The organism is Ramlibacter sp., from assembly GCF_050250995.1.
Classification (GTDB): domain Bacteria; phylum Pseudomonadota; class Gammaproteobacteria; order Burkholderiales; family Burkholderiaceae_C; genus Ramlibacter.
Genome location: NZ_JBFWNP010000016.1, coordinates 50,651 through 69,960, shown reverse-complemented (window position 1 = coordinate 69,960; position 19,310 = coordinate 50,651). Strand labels below are relative to the sequence as shown.

General features: G+C 66.7%; 16 protein-coding genes. 5 read left to right on the top strand and 11 right to left on the bottom strand.

Features of this window, described 5'->3' with window-relative positions; all coding sequences use genetic code 11:
• The 3 genes from AB7E83_RS12945 to AB7E83_RS12935 all read right to left on the bottom strand — a co-directional run bounded on the left by AB7E83_RS12945 (nt 1) and on the right by AB7E83_RS12935 (nt 2,074).
• Nucleotides 1–441: a hypothetical protein gene (locus tag AB7E83_RS12945; protein WP_428570048.1), complete on the bottom strand. Its 441-nt coding sequence runs from the start codon at nt 439–441 to the stop codon at nt 1–3.
• Entirely contained in the window at nt 442–681 is a 240-nt protein-coding gene (locus AB7E83_RS12940; protein ID WP_428570047.1) for a hypothetical protein, read from the bottom strand.
• A gap of 439 nt (nt 682–1,120) precedes the next feature.
• Nucleotides 1,121–2,074, bottom strand: coding sequence for a Bug family tripartite tricarboxylate transporter substrate binding protein (locus AB7E83_RS12935; protein ID WP_428570045.1), 954 nt, complete (start codon nt 2,072–2,074; stop codon nt 1,121–1,123).
• A gap of 109 nt (nt 2,075–2,183) precedes the next feature.
• Between AB7E83_RS12935 and AB7E83_RS12930 the strand changes: the two genes are divergently transcribed.
• From AB7E83_RS12930 to AB7E83_RS12910, 5 genes are all read left to right on the top strand, one after another.
• Nucleotides 2,184–3,164, top strand: coding sequence for an amidohydrolase family protein (locus AB7E83_RS12930; RefSeq protein ID WP_428570043.1), 981 nt, complete (start codon nt 2,184–2,186; stop codon nt 3,162–3,164).
• A 107-nt stretch (nt 3,165–3,271) separates the two neighbouring features.
• On the top strand, nt 3,272–5,467 hold the full coding sequence (locus AB7E83_RS12925; protein ID WP_428570042.1) for a malate synthase G: 2,196 nt from the start codon (nt 3,272–3,274) through the stop codon (nt 5,465–5,467).
• 5 nt (nt 5,468–5,472) lie between these two features.
• On the top strand, nt 5,473–5,718 hold the full coding sequence (locus AB7E83_RS12920) for a cysteine-rich CWC family protein (RefSeq protein WP_428570040.1): 246 nt from the start codon (nt 5,473–5,475) through the stop codon (nt 5,716–5,718).
• A gap of 33 nt (nt 5,719–5,751) precedes the next feature.
• The gene (locus tag AB7E83_RS12915; protein WP_428570038.1) at nt 5,752–7,236 is read left to right on the top strand and encodes an MFS transporter; all 1,485 of its coding nucleotides are present in this window, start codon (nt 5,752–5,754) and stop codon (nt 7,234–7,236) included.
• An 8-nt stretch (nt 7,237–7,244) separates the two neighbouring features.
• Nucleotides 7,245–8,006, top strand: coding sequence for a class II glutamine amidotransferase (locus AB7E83_RS12910; protein ID WP_428570037.1), 762 nt, complete (start codon nt 7,245–7,247; stop codon nt 8,004–8,006).
• 3 nt (nt 8,007–8,009) lie between these two features.
• Here AB7E83_RS12910 and gshB read toward each other — a convergent pair whose 3' ends face one another.
• The 8 genes from gshB to leuS all read right to left on the bottom strand — a co-directional run bounded on the left by gshB (nt 8,010) and on the right by leuS (nt 19,296).
• The gene (gshB, locus tag AB7E83_RS12905; protein WP_428570036.1) at nt 8,010–8,960 is read right to left on the bottom strand and encodes a glutathione synthase; all 951 of its coding nucleotides are present in this window, start codon (nt 8,958–8,960) and stop codon (nt 8,010–8,012) included.
• A 43-nt stretch (nt 8,961–9,003) separates the two neighbouring features.
• Nucleotides 9,004–10,872 (bottom strand): potassium transporter Kup, encoded by a 1,869-nt coding sequence (locus AB7E83_RS12900; protein WP_428570034.1) that lies wholly within the window; start codon nt 10,870–10,872, stop codon nt 9,004–9,006.
• A 140-nt stretch (nt 10,873–11,012) separates the two neighbouring features.
• A complete protein-coding gene (gshA, locus tag AB7E83_RS12895) occupies nt 11,013–12,308 on the bottom strand; it encodes a glutamate--cysteine ligase (protein WP_428570031.1) in 1,296 nt (431 codons plus the stop codon).
• 6 nt (nt 12,309–12,314) lie between these two features.
• Nucleotides 12,315–13,586 carry a glutamate-5-semialdehyde dehydrogenase gene (locus tag AB7E83_RS12890; protein WP_428570028.1) on the bottom strand — a complete coding sequence of 424 codons (1,272 nt, stop codon included), beginning with the start codon at nt 13,584–13,586 and terminating at the stop codon, nt 12,315–12,317.
• A gap of 7 nt (nt 13,587–13,593) precedes the next feature.
• On the bottom strand, nt 13,594–14,691 hold the full coding sequence (holA, locus tag AB7E83_RS12885) for a DNA polymerase III subunit delta (RefSeq protein WP_428570025.1): 1,098 nt from the start codon (nt 14,689–14,691) through the stop codon (nt 13,594–13,596).
• A gap of 61 nt (nt 14,692–14,752) precedes the next feature.
• Nucleotides 14,753–16,030 carry an ornithine--oxo-acid transaminase gene (gene rocD, locus AB7E83_RS12880; RefSeq protein ID WP_428570022.1) on the bottom strand — a complete coding sequence of 426 codons (1,278 nt, stop codon included), beginning with the start codon at nt 16,028–16,030 and terminating at the stop codon, nt 14,753–14,755.
• A 133-nt stretch (nt 16,031–16,163) separates the two neighbouring features.
• Nucleotides 16,164–16,667 carry an LPS assembly lipoprotein LptE gene (lptE, locus tag AB7E83_RS12875; protein ID WP_428570019.1) on the bottom strand — a complete coding sequence of 168 codons (504 nt, stop codon included), beginning with the start codon at nt 16,665–16,667 and terminating at the stop codon, nt 16,164–16,166.
• A 13-nt stretch (nt 16,668–16,680) separates the two neighbouring features.
• Entirely contained in the window at nt 16,681–19,296 is a 2,616-nt protein-coding gene (gene leuS, locus AB7E83_RS12870; protein ID WP_428570016.1) for a leucine--tRNA ligase, read from the bottom strand.
• Between the last annotated feature and the right edge of the window lie 14 nt (nt 19,297–19,310).

The following is a 19,310-nucleotide window of genomic DNA, read 5'->3' as shown; positions in this document are numbered from 1 at the left end:
TCAGAGTGATTTCTGAAATTTAGTTGCGAGATAAGACCTGGTACTAATTACGATATCTGCGAGCACCTTGACCTGTTGTTGCGTCGTCGCTGGGGCTGGCCAGCCATCGGCGGCATGCCTCGTGTAACGAATATACGGATAGGATTCAGCAGGCGCAAAGCGGGCTCCTCCGTCCTTACCTTGCACGCTAATTGCCTTAAGCGCATTGCTTAACTGGGCGGACAGCGCATGGAGACGGATCTTGCATCCTCGTTGATGGCCCACTGCAAACTGATGCGCGAAAACGTTTAATGCGGACGGTACATTGTGGTCCGTTAGACCGGTCGACTGTTTGAGAACCAACTCGACTGCTACCATGCCACAGTATGCACTGACCATCTCGTCTGCATTTGATGTTGCGGCGGTGACAAAAGCGCGAATGTTTGACGTATGTTGGGTCATTCAATCTTGTGTTCGGTCAGACTTGGACGCGTCGAAAAGATCACCGATATGCCACGTCAATACCGTCTGGCGAGCTTGAGCCAAAGGACCCTTCAACCAAAAATCGTTAAAGGCTTGGGCAAGATCTACCTGCAGGTCCTGATCCACGCCTCTCACATTGGCCTTATCAACCGCTGCTGGCAGCACCAAGATGGCGAGTGCACCCGCCATCTGCTCTGCGAAGGTCTGCTTCACTTCCACGACGTGCAGGCGCCCACTCCTTACTGATAACGCTCGGGAGTTCGTTCTGCGGCGAGCAGGGTGCCACCCCTCCGATCTGCAATTCGCTTTATAGGACATCAAGCATCGAAACCAAGGTCCTAAGACTACGCACCAGCCGCTGCCTCATGGTTAAACCATACCATGATTGACGAACACTTTCGCGTCATGGACTCCGAGATGTGGTCTCCGGCAGTCGAGCGAGCCAAGCCAACGTCTTTTTGCTGCACTACAGGACGCGCCAGACCCACTGAGGCATTGAATCGAGGACAAATTACTGAGGCGCGGAATGACGCGCTCGGCATTAGGCGAATCCAGCCCAGGCTTCTGCACATGAACCTACAGCACACCGAATTGGAGCTCTCCAACACGTTGATGCCCGGAATCCGGAACTGCTAAACGAGAACAGCACTGAATTCAGTCAGTCCGGCTTGAACCCCGACGCCTTGATCGGCGACTCCCATTTCTTCAGGTGCTCGGCCTGCGTCACCGCCAGTTGCGGCCCGGGCGCGTGATTCGGCACGAGGCCGAAGCCGTAGATGCGCTCCTGGATGTCCGGTGCGCGCAGCGCCTCCGCCACCGCGCGGTCGATTCTCGCGACCGTGTCCGCGGACATGCCGGGCGGGCCGTACAGGCCGAAGAATGCATCGGCCGTGGTGTTGATGCCCATTTCGCGCAAGGTCGGCACGTCCGGCAGCGCACGCGAACGCTGCTCGCCCGTGACCGCGAGGATGCGCACGCGGCCGGCCTTGTGGTGCTCGAGGGTTTCGGACGCCGTATCGACCATCAGCGGAATCTGCCCGCCGATCAGGTCCTGCGCCGCCGGCGCGCCGCCCTTGTACGGCACGTGCGTGATCGGCACGCCCGCCGCCTGGCTCAGCAACAGGCCGGCGAAGTGCGGCACGGTGCCCGCGCCCGAGGTCGCATAGCTTGCCTTCGCCGGATTCGCGCGCAGCCACGCCAGCACCGCACGCAGATCGCCCGCGGGCGCGGCCGGACCGGCCGTCACCGCGAAATCGAAGGTGACGATGCGCGAGACGGGCGTGAAGTCCTTGATCGGGTCGTACTGCAGCTGGTACAGGTGAGGCGCGATCACCATCGCCCCGCTGGGCGACAGCACGAGATTCTGGCCGTCCGGCGCCATGCGCTTGAGCTCGCCGAGGATCAGCCGGCCCGCAGCGCCCGGCTTGTTCTCCACGAGTACGTTCTGCCCGAGCGAGGCGCGCATTTTCTCCGCGAGCACGCGCGCGATCACGTCGGCCGAGCCGCCCGGCGGGAAGCCGACCCAGATGCGCGTGGTGCGGTCCTGCGCCAGCACGGCGGGTGCGGCGAGCGATGCGGCCGCGAGCGCGGCGAAATGTCGGCGTTTGATCATTCGATTTCCTTCCTTGGACCCGGTTAAATTTACCGGCAGGCGAACGCGCGGGCCATCGGGACAATCACCCGCGCGGCGCGACCCATCGAAGTAACCAAGGAGACATCACATGCCGGTCATCGACGTGCACACGCACATGTTCACCCACCCCTGGCTGAAGCTGCTGCAGGAAAAAGGCGGCGACTACAACCTGCAGGTGCGGCCCGACGGGCAGAAGGAGATCTTCCGCGGCAACACGCCGGTCGTGATCCCGCAGAAGGGCCATTTCGACTGGGACCTGCGCGTGAAGCACATGAACGAGGCAGGCATCGACGTGTCCGTCGTCTCGCTCACCTGCCCCAACGTCTACTGGGGCGGCGAGGCCGTGAGCGTGCAGGCGGCGCGGGAAGCGAACGACGACGTGGCCGATGCGCAATCGCGCTTCCCGGACCGCATCCGCTGGTTCGCTTCGCTGCCCTGGGAGTATCCGCAGCGCGCCATCGAGGAGCTCGAGCGCAGTTGCGCGAAAGGCGCGGTGGGCGTGATGGTGCTCGCGAACGTCGCGGGCCGCAGCCTCACCGACCCCGCCTTTGCGCCGATCTGGGCCGAGATCGACAGGCGTTCGCTGCCGGTGCTGGTCCACCCCACCGACCCGCCGGGCGTGGACCTCATGGACATGACGAAGTTCGACCTGAGCTGGTCGGTCGGCTTCATGTTCGACACCACGCTCGCGATCACGCGGATGATCTTCGAGGGCTTCTTCGACACGTACCCGAACCTGAAGATCATCGCCTCGCACGGCGGCGGCACGCTGCCCTATCTCGTGGGCCGCTTCGAGAAGGGCGACGAGGTGGAGCTGCCGCAGCGCCGGCAGATGAAGCGCAAGCCCACCGACTACCTGCGCCACATCTACTACGACAGCATCACCTACGACCCGCGCCCGCTGAAGTACCTCACCGAGATCGTCGGCGCCGACCATGTGATGTTCGGCACCGACTGGCCGCACTGGGTCCACGACACGAAGGGCTCGTTCGCGAACACGGCGCTGTTGCCCAAGTCGCAGTGCGATGCGATCCGGTCGGGGACGGCGATGAAGGTGTTCGGGTTCTAGCGGAGCGTCAGCGGTCCTCAATGGCGCTCGATTACCATGGTTTTTGTCAAAGATCATTCCCTTTTTCGATCCTTAATGTCGTTGAGAAGAGGTAATACAGTTCCACCATGAACACTCGCACCGACATCCACGGCCTGAAGGTCGACAGCGCCCTCGCCCGCTTCATCGACGACGAGGTGCTGCCCGGCACCGGCGTCGACCGCGCGGCCTTCTGGAAAGGCTTCGACGGTCTCGTGCATGAATTCGCGCCGAAGAACGCGGCCCTGCTGGCCGAACGCGACCGGCTGCAAAACGAGATCGATGGCTGGCACAAGGCGAATCCGGGACCGGTCCGCGACATGGACGCCTACCGGGGTTTCCTGCAGAAGATCGGCTACCTCGTCCTCGTGCCGAAGGATGTGAAGTCGACGACCTCGAACGTCGATGCCGAACTCGCGCAGCAGGCGGGACCGCAGCTCGTGGTGCCGATCCTGAATGCGCGCTATGCCTTGAACGCGGCGAATGCGCGCTGGGGATCGCTGTACGACGCGCTGTACGGCACGGATGCGATTGCCGAGACGGGCGGCGCGGAGAAAGGCCCCGGCTACAACGAAGTGCGCGGCGCGAAGGTGGTCGACTATGCGCGTGGCGTGCTCGATCAGGCCGCGCCGCTCGCGCAGGGCTCGCATCGCGACGCGACGGCCTATCGCGTCGAAGGCGGTCGGCTCGTCGTGGCCGTGAAAGGCGGCGGCACGACCGGCCTGAAGGACCCGGCGAAGTTCGTCGGCTACCAGGGCCATGCCGCCGCACCGTCGTCGGTCCTGCTGAAGAACCACGGACTGCACCTCGACATCCGCATCGACCGCGCGAACTCCATCGGCGCGACCGATGCCGCGGGCGTGAGCGACGTGGTGGTCGAGGCCGCGCTTTCCACCATCCTCGATCTCGAGGATTCGGTCGCCGCCGTCGACGCCGAGGACAAGCTGCTCGGCTATCGCAACTGGCTCGGCATTCTCAAGGGCACGCTCAGCGAAGAGGTCGCCAAGGGCGGAAAGAGTTTCAGGCGCACGCTGAACGCCGACCGCGCGTACACGGCGCCGGACGGCAAGGGCGAGCTGCGCCTGCACGGCCGCTCCCTGCTCTTCGTGCGCAACGTGGGCCACCTCATGACGAACCCGGCCGTGCTGTGGGACGGCGGCAAGGAAGTTCCCGAAGGCATCCTCGATGCCGTGGTGACCACGGCCATCGCGCTGCACGACCTGCAGGGCCGCGGCGCGAACGGCATCCGCAACTCGCGCACCGGCTCGGTCTACATCGTGAAGCCGAAGATGCACGGACCGGCCGAGGTCGGCTTCGCATCGGCGCTGTTCGCCCGTGTCGAGTCGCTGCTCGGCCTGCCCACCAACACGGTGAAGCTCGGCATCATGGACGAGGAGCGCCGCACCAGCGTCAACCTCATGGCCTGCATCGAAGCGGCCGCGTCGCGCGTCGCGTTCATCAACACCGGCTTCCTCGACCGCACGGGCGACGAGATGCACACGGCCATGCTCGCGGGTCCGATGATCCGCAAGGCCGACATGAAATCCACGGCCTGGATCCAGGCCTACGAGAAGAACAACGTACTCGTCGGCCTCGCCTGCGGCCTGCGCGGACGCGCGCAGATCGGCAAGGGCATGTGGGCGATGCCCGACCTGATGGCCGCGATGCTCGAGCAGAAGATCAACCATCCGAAAGCCGGCGCGAACACCGCTTGGGTGCCGTCGCCCACGGCCGCGACGCTGCATGCGCTGCACTACCACCAGGTCGACGTGTTCTCGGTGATGCAGGAGCTTGAGCGCGGCAACGGCGAAGCCGCGCGGGCGGAACTGCTCGAAGGCCTGCTGCAGATTCCCGTGGCGGCCGACGCGACCTGGAGCGCCGAGGAGCGCCAGCAGGAGATCGACAACAACACGCAGGGCATCCTCGGCTACGTGGTGCGCTGGGTCGACCAGGGCGTGGGCTGCTCCAAGGTGCCGGACATCCACAACGTCGGCCTGATGGAAGACCGCGCGACGCTGCGCATCTCCAGCCAGCACATCGCGAACTGGCTGCACCACGGCGTGGTGACGAAGGCGCAGGTCGACGAGACCTTCCAGCGCATGGCGGCGGTCGTGGACAAGCAGAACGCGGGCGATCCGCTCTACAAGCCGATGGCCGGGAACTGGGACAAGAGCGCCGCCTACCTCGCCGCGCGCGATCTCGTGTTCAAGGGCAAGGAGCAGCCCTCGGGCTACACCGAGCCGCTGCTGCACGCGTGGCGGCAGAAGGTGAAGGCCGCGGCCTGAGCGGCATGGCGACCCCACCGCTCGACGCCACGGCCTGCCCGCTGTGCGGCAAGCCCAACCGCTGCGCGATGGAGGTCGAGCGCGAGAGCGGCGTGAAGCAGCCGCCCTGCTGGTGCCTGGGCGTCGATTTCAGCGCCGAGCTGCTCGCGCGGGTGCCGGCGGAAAAACAGCGCATGGCCTGCATCTGCAGCGCTTGCGCGGCCGCTTCGGCTGATTCGTTCCCGGCCTCCGACTCGCCCCCCTCTTCGTAGCGCGAGCGCGTGCCGCCTATCATGGCTGCACGAATGAATTCAGCCTCCGAACACCCCCCCGGCTCGCTCGCCGCACTGCAGGCGCGCCACGGCCCGCGCTACCGCTGGCTGCTGCTCATGGCCGTGATGGTCGGCACGATGGCCTCCATCATGTCCTCGACCATCGTCAACGTGGCGATTCCCGAGATGAGCCGCTACTTCGTGCTCGGCCAGGAGCGCGCGCAGTGGGTCAGCTCCGGCTTCATGATCGCGACCACCGTCTCGATGCTCACGACGCCCTGGCTGCTCGCGCGCTACGGCTATCGCCGCACGTACGTGGTCGCGATGCTCGTGCTGCTCGCCGGCGGCGTGCTGGGCGGCGTGGCGGGCAGCTATCCGCTGGTGCTGGCCGCGCGCGTGGCCGAGGGCCTCGCCGCCGGCGTCGTGCAGCCCATCCCCGCCATCATCATGCTGCGCGCCTTCGAGCCGCACGAGCAGGGCCGGGCGAGCGGCATGTTCGGCATGGGCGTCGTGCTCGCGCCCGCGCTCGGCCCCAGCATCGGCGGCGTGCTCGTCGACCTCTTCGGCTGGCGCTCGACCTTCTTCATGGTCGTGCCTTTCTGCCTGGTGTCCATCGCGCTCGCGTACAAGCTCGTGCCGGTCTCAGGTCCGGGCGGCGTGGCCGCGGACCGCGACGGCGCACGCCTCGACTGGCGCGGCCTCGCCATCGCGACCGTGGGCACGATCTGCCTGCTCAACGGGCTGGTGGAATTGCACGGCAGCTCCGCGGCCCAGGCAGTCCCGCTGCTGGCGGTGGCCGCGGTCTCGTTCGGCGCCTTCCTCTGGTGGGAGCGCCGCTCGGTGGCGACCGGACGCGAGCCGCTGATGCACCTCGGCCTCTTCGCGCACCGTCGCTATGCGATGGGCAGCATCGTCGCCTTCATCTACGGCACCGCGCTGTTCGGCTCGACGTATCTGCTGCCGGTGTACATGCAGCTGGGCCTGAATCTGGCCCCGTCGCACGTCGGCACGATCCTGCTGCCGGCCGGCCTCGTGCTCGCGGCCACCATCGGCATCGTCGGGCGCATCACGCATCGCTTCCCCACCCGGGTGCTCGTCGCCGGCGGGCTTGGCATGCTCGCCGCGTCGTTTGCTCTCATGCCGACCATCGACGCGGCACGGCCGCTGGTGCTGCTGGTGGTGTGGTCGATCCTCGGTCGCATCGGCCTCGGCTTCATCCTGCCTTCGCTCAACATCGGCGCGATGCGCGGCCTGCCGTCGAACCTGATCTCGTTCGGGGCGAGCGCGATCAATTTCATGCGCATGCTGGGCGGCGCGGCCGGCATCAGCCTTTGCGCCGTGTTCCTCGAATGGCGGCTCGCGGCGCACGGCGATTCGCTCGCGAACGCGCAGACGGGTCCGGGACGCATCGCGGCCTTCAACGAGTCCTTCCTGCTGCTCGCCTTCCTCTGCGCGGTGGCGATGGTCGCCGCCTGGCGACTGCACGATGCGCCCGAAGAACCGGCAGCTCGCCAATAATCGATCCCATGTGCCAATTGCTCGGAATGAACTGCAACACGCCGACCGACGTGCAGTTCAGCTTCGGCGGCTTCGCCCAGCGCGGCGGCCGCACGGACCATCATGCCGACGGCTGGGGCATCGCCTTCTTCGAGGGGCTCGGACTGCGCCATTTCGTCGACCACCAGCCCGCCTGCGATTCGCCCGTGGCCGAGCTGATTCGCCGCTACCCGATCAAGAGCCGCCACGTCGTCGCGCACATCCGCAAGGCGACGCAGGGCGAAGTGGCGCTGGAGAACTGCCACCCTTTCGTGCGCGAGCTGTGGGGGCGCTACTGGGTGTTCGCGCACAACGGCGACCTGAAGGACTTCCACCCGCGCCTGCACGCGAACTTCCGTCCCGTGGGCAACACCGACAGCGAACGCGCCTTCTGCTGGATCATGCAGGAGCTGTCGAAGTCGCACGCCGGCGTCCCCGACGTGGAGGAGCTCACGCTCACGCTGCGCGAACTCGTGTCGCGCATCGCGAAGCACGGGACGTTCAACTTCCTGCTGTCCAACGGCGTCGCGCTGTGGGCGCACTGCTCCACGAATCTGTACTACGTGGAGCGCAAGCATCCGTTCGCGCATGCGCAACTGAAGGACGAGGACGTGGCCATCGACTTCGCGCGGAACACGACGCCGCAGGACAAGGTGGCCGTGGTCGTCACCGCGCCGCTGACGGTGAACGAGGAATGGACGCAGTTCGGGCCGGGTGAACTGCGCGTGTTCCAGGACGGCGTGGCGCTCTAAGCGCTACGCGAGCGCGCGTTCCAGCGCGTCCACGAACATCTTCGGCACGTCGAAGCCCGCCTGCTGCGTGATCTCCTGGAAGCACGTCGGGCTGGTCACGTTGATCTCGGTCAGGCAGTCGCCGATGACGTCGAGCCCGACCAGCAGCAGGCCGCGTTTCGCGAGCACGGGGCCGATGGCTTTCGCGATCTCCAGGTCCTTCGCGGTCAGCGGCTGCGCCACGCCCTTGCCGCCCGCCGCGAGGTTGCCGCGCACCTCGCTGCCCTGCGGAATGCGGGCGAGGCTGAACGGCACCGGCTCGCCGCCGATCACCAGCACGCGCTTGTCGCCCTGCACGATCTCGGGCACGAAGCGCTGCACCATGATCGTGGTCGCGCCATCGTGATTGAGCGTCTCGACGATCGAGCCGAGGTTCAGCCCGTCCGGGCCCACGCGGAATATGCCCATGCCGCCCATGCCGTCGAGGGGCTTCAGGATGATGTCCTGGTGTTCCGCATGGAAGCGCCGGACCTCCTGAGCGTCGCGCGTGACGAGCGTCGGGCTCACGTACTGCGGAAACTCCATGATCGCGAGTTTCTCGGGATGGTCGCGCAGCGCCGCGGGCTTGTTGAACACGCGCGCGCCTTCGCGTTCGGCCTGCTCCAGCAGGTGCGTCGCGTAGAAGTATTCGCTGTCGAAGGGCGGATCCTTGCGCATGACGATGGCGTCGAAGTCCTTCAGCGCCCAGCGCGCGGATTTCGCTTCACGAAACCAGTCGTCGTCGTTCGTGCTTCCGGTCAGTTCGATCTCGCGCACCAGCGCCTGCACGACGCCGCCGGACTGCCAGACGATGTGCGCGGGCTCGCAGGCCGCGATGCGATGGCCGCGCGCCTGCGCCTCCCGCATCATCGAGAACGTGGTGTCCTTGTAGACCTTGAAGGCTTCCAGCGGGTCGGCGACGAAGAGCAGTTTCATGCACCGGACTGTCGCACAACGAGAATGCCCGCGCCGCGCGCCGTCAAATCTCCACTTTGGAGCCGAGCTCCACGACCGAGTTGCTGGGCAGGTTCAGGAAGTCCGCCGCCGCGCTCGCGTTGTAGTGCATCTGCGCGAACAGCTTCTCGCGCCACGGCGCCATGCCGGCCCCGATGGTGGGCACCACGACGTCGCGCGAAAGGAAGTAGCTGGTCGTCATTGGCTCGATCTCGCAGCCGCGGTCGCGCATTCGCTCCAGCGCGCGCGGGATGTCGTAGTTGTTCTTGAAGCCGTAGTTGAGGATGACCTGCCAGCAATCGTGGCCGAGCGAGGTGATCTCCACGCGCTTGTCGAGGGGAATCCACGGCACCTCGTGGTTGCGCACCGTCACGAACAGGTTGTGGTCGTGCAGCACCTTGTTGTGCTTGAGGTTGTGCAGCATCGCGTTGGGCACCGCGCCCGGCTCCGCCGTCATGAAGACGGCCGTGCCCTCCACGCGCGTGGGCGGCGTGACGAACACCGCCTCGAGAAAGCTGTTCAGGTCGATTGCGTCGGTGCGCAGCTTCGCGTTGAGGATCTCGCGGCCCTGTTTCCACGTCATCATGACCGTGAACATCAGCATGCCGATCAGCACCGGGAACCAGCCGCCGTCGATGATCTTCAGGACGTTGGAGCTGAAGAACAGCACGTCGATGACGAAGAACAGGCCGGTCGCGCCCACGCAAAGCGCGAGGGGCAGCCGCCACGCGTACCGGATCACGAAGAAGGTGAGCACGGTGGTGATCAGCATGTCGATCGTGATCGCGATGCCGTAGGCGGCCGACAGGCTGGTCGAATCGCGAAAGAGGACCACCGCCACCACGATCGCGCCGAACAGCGTCCAGTTCACGACGGGCACGTACACCTGTCCCGTCTCGCGCACGGACGTGTGGTGGATCGCCATGCGCGGCAGGTAGCCGAGCTGGATCACCTGCTTCGTCACCGAGAAGGCGGCGGACAGCAGCGCCTGCGATGCGATCACCGTCGCGGCCGTCGCCAGGATCACGAGCGGCAGCAGCAGGTACGACGGCGCCATCAGGTAGAACGGATTCTCGAGCGCCGCCGGGTTCTCCAGCAGCAGCGCGCCCTGGCCGAAGTAGTTGAGCAGCAGCGACGGCATGACGAGGCCGAACCACGCGAAGCGGATCGGCTTCTTGCCGAAGTGGCCCATGTCCGCATACAGGGCCTCGGCCCCGGTGACGCACAGGATCAATGCGCCGAGCAGGACGAAGGTCGTGCCCGGATTCTGGAACATGAAGCGCAGCGCGTGGTGCGGGCTGACCGCGCCCAGCACCTCGGGATGCGACCAGATGTGCGGAATGCCCAGCGCGGCGAGCACGATGAACCACAGCGCGCAGATCGGCCCGAAGTAGCGGCCGATGCCGCTCGTGCCGTTCTTCTGCACGTAGAAGAGCAGGAAGAGGATCACGAGCGCGGCGGGCTGGACGTAGGGCTTCATCACCGGCGAGACGAGTTCGATGCCCTCCAGCGCGGAGAGCACCGAGATCGCGGGCGTGATGACCCCGTCGCCGTAGAAGATGGCGGTGCCGAAGATGCCGACGGCGAGCAGCCAGCGCCGCAGCTCCGGTCGGTCCGCCACCGCGCGCGAGGCCAGCGCGAGCATGGCCACCAGCCCGCCCTCGCCGTTGTTGTCGGCGCGCAGGATCAGCGTGACGTACTTGAGCGAGACGATGACGGTGATCGTCCAGAACACCATCGAGAGCACGCCGTACACGTTGGCCGGCGTGAGCGGAACGTGGCCCGTGTTGAAGAGCACCTTGAGCGCGTAGAGCACGCTGGTGCCGATGTCTCCGTAGACGATGCCGATGGCGCCGAGGGTGAGCGCCGCGAGAGACGATTTCGAGTTCTGCACGGTACGACCCCGTCAGACGCGCTCGCGCGCGTGCGCTCGGGGTTCGGTTCCTTTGGGACCGCTATCGTACGCCTGCCGTCGGGCTCGCCGCATCCGCCATGTTGCGGTGCAGCAACGAGGTTCGCGGCTGCACCTTCGACCTACTCGTAGACCTCGGCTTCAGGATCGGTCGCCTCGAGTTCGTAGCTCGCCGCCAGCATCGCCAGCCGGCCGATCACGCCGTACATGTAGAACCGATTGGGCGCGCTCGCGCCGGGCTTCTGGCCGGGTTGCGGCAGGCGCGTGCTTTCCGAAAAGGCCAGCGGCACGAAGTGCGCGCCCGGCGCATTGAGGTTCTCGTCGTCGCCACGCTCGGCATGCACGCGATAGAAGCCGCCCACGACGTAGCGGTCCATCATGTAGACCACGGGCTCGGCCACGGCCTCGTTGATGCGCTCGGCCGTCAGCACGCCTTCCTGGATGATGACCTCGCTGACCGGCCGGCCGTCCTGGTCGACGGCCATCCGGCTCTTCGTGCGGCTGCCGATGTCCGCCAGGTCCTTCACGTCGCGCACGGTCATGATGCCCATGCCGTGAGTGCCGTTGTCGGCCTTCACCACCACGAACGGCTTCTCGTTGATGCCGTATTCCTTGTACTTCTTTCGGATCTTCGCGAGCAGCGCGTCGACGTTGGTCGTGAGGCAGTCCAGGCCGTGCGCCTCGTTGAAGTCGAGCTGGCCGCAGCTGTTGAACAGCGGATTGATCAGCCACGAGTCGATCCCCAGCATCTTGCCGAAGCGCTTGGCGACTTCTTCGTAGCTCTTGAAGTGCCGGCTCTTGCGGCGCACCGACCAGCCCGCGTGCAGCGGCGGCAGCAGGTACTGCTCGTGGAGGTCCTCGAGAATGCCCGGCGGCCCGGCCGACAGGTCGTTGTTCATGAGGATCGTGCAGGGGTCGAAGTCCTTGAGCCCCAGGCGCCGCTTGCTGCGCACCACCGGCTCGAGCACGATCGTCTCGCCCGTCGGAAGCGTGACCTGCGTCGGCTTCTTGATGTCGGGGCTGATGGAGCCGATGCGGACGTTCAGCCCGGCCATGTGGAAGATGCGCTTCAACTGCAGCACGTTCGAGAGGTAGAACGTGCTGCGCGTGTTGTTCTCGGGGATGACCAGGAGGTTCTTGGCCTCGGGGCAGATCTTCTCGATAGCCGCCATCGCCGCCTGCACGGCCAGCGGCAGCATCTCGGGCGTGAGGTTGTTCCAGCCGCCGGGGTACAGGTTGGTGTCGACCGGCGCGAGCTTGAAGCCCGCGTTGCGGATGTCGACCGACGAGTAGAACGGCGGCGTGTGCTCCATCCACTCGAGGCGGAACCAGCGCTCGATGGCGGGCATGGAGTCGAGCACGCGCTGCTCGAGCTCGTTGGTGGGGCCGGTGAGGGCGGTGACGAGGTGGGGGACCATGCGCGCCTAGCTGCGAAGTTCGCCGTTGCCGAGCACCACCCACTTGAGCGAAGTCAGCCCTTCGATGCCGACCGGCCCGCGCGCATGGAACTTGTCCGTGCTGATGCCGATCTCGGCGCCGAGCCCGTACTCGAAGCCGTCGGCGAAGCGCGTGCTCGTGTTGACCATCACGCTCGCGGAATCCACTTCGCGCAGGAAGCGCTGCGCATGCATGTGGTCGCGGGTGAGGATCGCGTCGGTGTGGTGCGAGGAGTAGCGGTTGATGTGGGCGATGGCCTCGTCGAGGCCGGCGACCACCTTGATGCTGATGATGGGCGCGAGGTATTCCTCGGACCAGTCCTGCTCGGTCGCGGCGGCCGTGGGGTAGTCGCGAAGAATGTCGCGGCCTTCGGCGTCGCAGCGCATCTCGACACCCTTGGCGGCGAACACCGCCGCGATCCTCGGCAGGAAGTCCTTCGCCACGCCGCGCGCGACCAGAAGCCCTTCGCTCGCGTTGCAGGGGCTGTACTTCTGCGTCTTGGCGTTGTCGGCGACGCGCACGGCCATGTCGACGTCGCAGGGATCGTCGACATAGGTGTGGCAGTTGCCGTCGAGGTGCTTGATGACCGGCACCTTCGCGTCGCGGCTGATGCGCTCGATCAGGCTCTTGCCGCCGCGCGGGATGATGACGTCGACGTACTGCGGCATCGCGATCAGCTGGCCCACCGCCTCGCGGTCGGTGGTCTGAACGATCTGCACCGCCTCGGCGGGCAGGCCGCCTTCCGCCAATGCCTGCTGCACGAGCCGCGCGAGCGCCTTGTTGGAGTCGATGGCTTCGGAGCCGCCGCGCAGCACGCAGGCGTTGCCGCTCTTGATCGAGAGCGACGCCGCCTCGATGGTCACGTTCGGCCGGCTTTCGTAGATCATGCCGAAGACGCCCAGCGGCACGCGCATGCGGCCGACACGGATGCCGCTCGGCTGCTGCTGCAAGCCGGAGATCTCGCCCACGATGTCGGCCATGGCGGCGAGCTGCTCGCAGCCGACGGCGAGCGTCTCGATGATCTTCGGGGTGAGCTTGAGCCGGTCGACCATCGGGGCCGAGAGGCCGGCGGCGACGGCGCGTTCGATGTCCTTCGCGTTGTCCGCGGCCAGCGTGGCCACGCTCTTGCGAAGCAGCGCAGCGAGCGAGCGCAGCACCGCGTTCTTCTCGGCCGCGGTCGCGGCGGCCATGCGAGCCGACGCCTCGCGGGCCTGCAGCCCGAGCGTCTGCATGTATTCGGCGACGTTCAGCGCGTTCATGCCCCTATTATCCCCTCCCCCTTCGGGACCCCGCCCCGCCCTCCCCGGAGGTGGAGGGAGCAAGGCACGCCCGGCAGACGGTCATGGCGAGCCTGTGGAGGGCTTGCCAGCCGTCATTCGGCCAGTCGGGCGATTTCAGGCCTTTGACGATGCCGTCGACCGTGTGCGCCGACTGCAGCAACTCATCGAGCGTCGTCGCCGACAGGCGCGGCAGCACACGGCCGTAGAGCTGCTCCTTCGCGCCCCACACCCGGTTTTCGCGAAGCGCGAGCGGCAGCGGCTTGCCCTCGGCCGTGGCGTCCTTCACGCGCTTGAGCGCGCGGATGTCCTCGGCAAGCGTGTAGTGGACGAGCACCTCGGCCTCGCCTTCGGCCTTCAGCCCGTCGAGCATGCGCTGCACCCGCGCCGCCTGCCCGGCGAGCACGGCTTCGGACAGCTTGAACACGTCGTAACGGGCGACGTTGAGCACCGCGGACTCGATCTGCTCGAATCCGAGCTCACCCTCGGGATACAGCAAAGCCAGCTTCTGGATTTCCTGGTGCGCGGCGAGCAGGTTGCCCTCGACGCGGTCGGCGAAGAATTGAAGCGTGCGGTGGCCTTCGTCGCCGGCCGCGACGCGCTGGCCCTGCTTCGCCAGCCGCTGCGCGATCCACTGCGGCAGCGCGGCGCGCTCCACGGGCGCGAGTTCGACGGTCGCGCCGTACGCGTCGAGCGCGCCGAACCACGCGCCTTTCCTGATCTGCCAGTCGAGCTTGGGCAGCAGCACGAGCGTGAGCGTCGTGTCGTTGCCCTGCGCGTTCTCGGCGATCTGCTGCAGCGCGCCGCCGCCGTCCTTGCCGGGCTTGCCGGTAGGCAGGCGGATCTCGACGATCTGCTTTTCGGCGAAGAGCGAGAGCGAGCCGCCCGCGGCGAGCACTTCGCTCCAGTCGAAATGGGCGCCGGCGACGGTATGCACCGTGCGCTCCGAGTAGCCCTGCGAACGCGCGGCCGCGCGGATGGCATCGGCCGCCTCCTGCACCAGCAGGGGCTCGTCGCCGTGCAGGGTGTAGAGGGACTTCAGGCCCTTGCCGAGGTGGGCCTGGAGCTGCTGCGGAGCGATCTGCATGCCGCGCAGTGTAGCGGGGCGTCATTCCCGCGAAGGCGGGAATCCAGGGGGACGACGAGCCTCAGGCGTGGGCGACCTCGACCGTCGGCGACGCGGAGGCAACGCGCACCTTCTCCAGGCACACCTCGCGGAAGATGCCGACCGCCTGGTCGATGAGCTCGTGCGTGATCGTGAGCGGCGGCGCGAAGCGGATCACGGTCTCGTGCGTCTCCTTCGACAGCACGCCTTTCGCCGCAAGCCGCTCGACGAGCTCGCGCGCCGTGGCCTGGGCCGGGTCGATGTCCACGCCCACCCACAAGCCGCGCCCGCGCACCTCGCGAATCAGCGAGCCGGCCTGCACCTGCACTTCGCGCAGGCTCGCGATCAGGTACTGCCCGAGCTCGGCTGAGTTCTCCACGAGCTTTTCGTCCTCGAGCACCTTCAACCCTTCGAGTGCCACGGCTGCCGCCAGCGCGTTGCCGCCGAAGGTGGAGCCGTGGCTGTTGGGCGTGAAGACGTCCATCACCTTCGCATCGGCGCAGAACGCGCTGATGGGCAGCAGCCCGCCGCCGAGCGCCTTGCCGAGAATGAGCGCATCGGGCCGGATGCCCTCGTGTTCGAAAGCGAACCACCGTCCGGTGCGCCCCAGCCCCGCCTGCACTTCATCGTCGATCAGCAGGATGTTGTTCTCGTCGCACCAAGCGCGCAGCTCGCCGAAGAAGCCCGCGGGCGGCACCAGCACGCCGGCCTCGCCCTGGATCGGCTCGATCAGCACGGCGCAGGTGCGATCGGTCGTCGCGGCGCGGATGCTCGCCATGTCGCCGAAGTCGAAGTGCGCGAAGCCGCTCGCAAGCGGGCCGAACCCGTCCTGGTACGAAGGCTCGGTGGAGAAACTGATGATGGTGCTGGTGCGGCCATGGAAGTTGCCGCGCGCCACGAGGATCTGTTGCTGTCCGTCCGCGATGCCCTTGACGCGGTGGCCCCAGCGCCGCGCGCACTTGATCGCGGTCTCGACCGCCTCCGCGCCGGTGTTCATGGGCAGCGCGCGCTCGAATCCCGTGACCTGCGAGAGCTTCTCCAGAAACGGGCCGAGCGTCGTGCCGTAGTAGGCGCGCGATGTGACGGCGACCTTCTTCAACTGCCGCTGCGCCGCAGCCACCAGGCGCGGATGCAGGTGGCCATGGCTCACCGCGGAATAGGCGCTCATCATGTCGATGTATTCGCGGCCCTCGACGTCCCACACCTTGCAGTCCAGCGCATGGTCGACGACCACGTGGACGGGCGCGTAGTTCCGCGCGCCGTACTGCGCTTCCTTGGCGACGAACGAATCGGTGGTGGCGGCCATGGTCTTCGCATTCATCTTGAGCGCTCCCTCGGGTGACGGCAAGTCAGATGAAGGTATGGCACGGCCAGGGCCGTCGCGCTGTAGGACGCGCCGAGGAAGCGGTGCAGGAAGCCGGCTCAGCCGGAGGCGTCGGCCGTGCCGGCGCGAATCAGGCGAGGCGCACGGCGGCGAGCCGCCGCATCAGCTGCTGCACGAGGTCGGTCTGCATGTCGCGGTAGAGCAGGTTTTCTTCCGCCTCCTTCGACAGCACCGCCGACTCGCTGAAGCTGATGTCGCGCTGCTGCAGCAGCTCGGTCGGCGCGATCAGCTCCTTGCCCTGCGGCGTGCGCAGGCGAAAGCGAAGGCGCGTGCGCAACTGGAACTCGCGCACCTGCCCAGTGGCGTTCAGGCCCACCACCACTTTCTCGCGCCGCTCGTCGAGCAGATCGAGCACCACCTGCGACTGCATCGCCTGCACGTCCGGCAGCACCTGGACCTGCCCGCTCGCGCCGATGCTGCGGCGCAGCTCGGCCGCGATGGACGAATTCGGCGCACCCGCGATCGCGAGCGTGCCGAACGCAAAGTTGGGCGCCTGCCGCAGCTGGAAGCCGCAGCCGGCGAGGAGCGCGACTGCGCCCCCGAGGCACACCGCCCGGCGCGTCGCTTTCCGCATCGTCGGCATGGCCTCAGACCACCACGTTCACGAGCCGCCCCGGAACCACGATCACCTTCTTGGGCTTCGCGCCTGCGGCGAACTTGGCGAAGGCCTCGCTCGCCAGCGCGATCTCCTCGATGGCCGCCTTGTCCGCGCCGGCCGGCACGAGGATCGCGCCACGGTGCTTGCCGTTGACCTGCAGCACCAGCTCGACTTCGTCCTGCACCAGCGCCGCCTCGTCAACGCGCGGCCACGGCGCATCGAGCAGATCGCCCATGGACTTGTCGTAGCCGAGTTCGTTCCACAGCGCCTGCGTGACGTGCGGCGTGGCCGGATACAGCACGCGCAGCAGGATGCCGAAGCCCTCGCGCAGCGCCGCATCGGCGCCCGCGTCGGCTGCCGCCTTGAAGTCCTCCAGCGCATTGAGGATCTTCATTGCTCCCGAGACGACGGTGTTGTACTGCATGCGCTGGTAGTCGTAGTCGACCTGGCGCAGCACGGTGTGGACCTCGCGGCGCAGGGCCTGCGCGGCCTTGCCGTACGACGCGGCTTGGGCCGCGCCGCCCGCGCCGAGCTTCACCCCGAACTGCCAGACGCGCCGCAGGAAGCGGTACGAGCCTTCCAGCGCGGAGTCGTTCCACTCGAGCGTCGCTTCCGGCGGCGCGGTGAACATCGTGTACAGCCGCGCGGTGTCGGCGCCGTAGCGCTCGATGAGGTCCTGCGGATCGACGCCGTTGTTCTTGGACTTGGACATCGTCGTCCAGCCCTCGTACGTGACGGGCAGGCCATCGGCCTTCGACTTCGCCGAGATTACCTTCGCATGTTCGTCGCGCTCGATGTCGAGGTCGTGCGCCCAGTAGTAGTGCTTGCCGTTGTCGAGCCGGTAGAACGCCTCGTTGAGCACCATGCCCTGCGTGAGCAGCTTGGTGAACGGCTCGTCGATCTTCACCAGGCCCATGTCGCGCATGACCTTCGTCCAGAAGCGCGCGTAGAGCAGGTGCAGGATGGCATGCTCGATGCCGCCGATGTACTGGTCCATCGGCATCCAGTACTGCGTGCCGGCCGCGACCATCGCCTTGTCGTTCGTCGGGTCGCAGTAGCGCATGAAGTACCACGACGAATCGACGAAGGTGTCCATCGTGTCCGTCTCGCGCCGCGCGTCCTTGCCGCAGACCGGGCACTGGCAACGCAGGAAGTCCTCGCGCTTGTTCAGCGGGTTGCCCGTGCCGTCGGGCACGCAGTCCAGCGGCAGCACCACGGGCAGGTCCTTTTCGGGCACCGGCACCGCGCCATGCACGTCGCAGTGGATGATCGGGATCGGCGTTCCCCAGTAGCGCTGGCGGCTCACGCCCCAGTCGCGCAGGCGCCAGTGCACGGTCTTGCCGCCCAGGCCCTTCTGTTCCAGCGCGTGGGCGACGGCGTTCACCGCCTCCTTGTAGCCGAAGCCGCTGAAGTTCTCGGAGTTGATCGTGACGCCGTTTTCCTTGTCGGCATACCACGCGTTCCACTGCTGGTAGTCGTAGTGTTCGCCGTCGACATGCACCACCTGCATGATCGGCAGCCGGTATTTCATCGCGAACTCGAAGTCGCGCTCGTCGTGGCCGGGCACGCCCATCACCGCGCCGTCGCCGTACGACATGAGCACGTAGTTGCCGACCCACAGCGGCACGTCCTCGTTCATGAGCGGATGGCGAACGGTCAGGCCCGTGTCCATGCCTTCCTTCTCGCGCAGCGCGAGCTCGGCCTCGGTCGTGCCGCCCTGCCTGCACTTCTCGATGAAGGCCGCGAGCGCCGGATTCGTCTTCGCCGCATGCAGCGCGAGCGGATGCTCGGGCGCCACCGCGCAGAAGGTGACGCCCATGATCGTGTCCGCGCGCGTCGTGAAGACGTACATGCGCCCGTCGCCGATCAACTGACCGTCGTCCCCCCGGATCTCGTGCGGGAAGGCGAAGCGCACGCCCTCGCTCTTGCCGATCCAGTTCTCCTGCATCAGCTTCACGCGCTCGGGCCAGCCCGGCAGCTTCTCCTGCACGTGGGTGAGGAGTTCATCCGCGTAGTCGGTGATCTTCAGGTAGTAGCCCGGAATCTCGCGCTTCTCGACCACCGCGCCGGTGCGCCAGCCCTTGCCGTCGATCACCTGCTCGTTGGCGAGCACGGTCATGTCCACCGGATCCCAGTTCACGACCTGCGTCTTGCGGTAGGCAATGCCCTTCTCGAGCATCTTCAGGAACAGCCACTGGTTCCAGCGGTAGTAGCTCGGGTCGCAGGTGGCGACCTCGCGGCTCCAGTCGATGGCCAGGCCCATCGCCTGCATCTGGCCCTTCATGTACGCGATGTTCTCGTAGGTCCACTTCGCGGGCGGCACCTTGTTCTTGAGCGCCGCGTTCTCCGCCGGCAGGCCGAAGGCGTCCCAGCCCATGGGCATGAGCACGTTCTTGCCGTTCATGCGCAGGTAGCGCGTCAACATGTCGTTGATCGTGTAGTTGCGCACGTGGCCCATGTGGAGCTTGCCCGAGGGGTAGGGCAGCATGGAGCAGGCGTAGAACTTCTCCTTCTGCGGGTCCTCGGTCACGCGATAGACGTCGCGCGCGGTCCAGTCGGCCTGCGCGGCGCGCTCGACCTCGAGGTGGTTGTACTTGTCTTGCATGATGGGGAAATTGT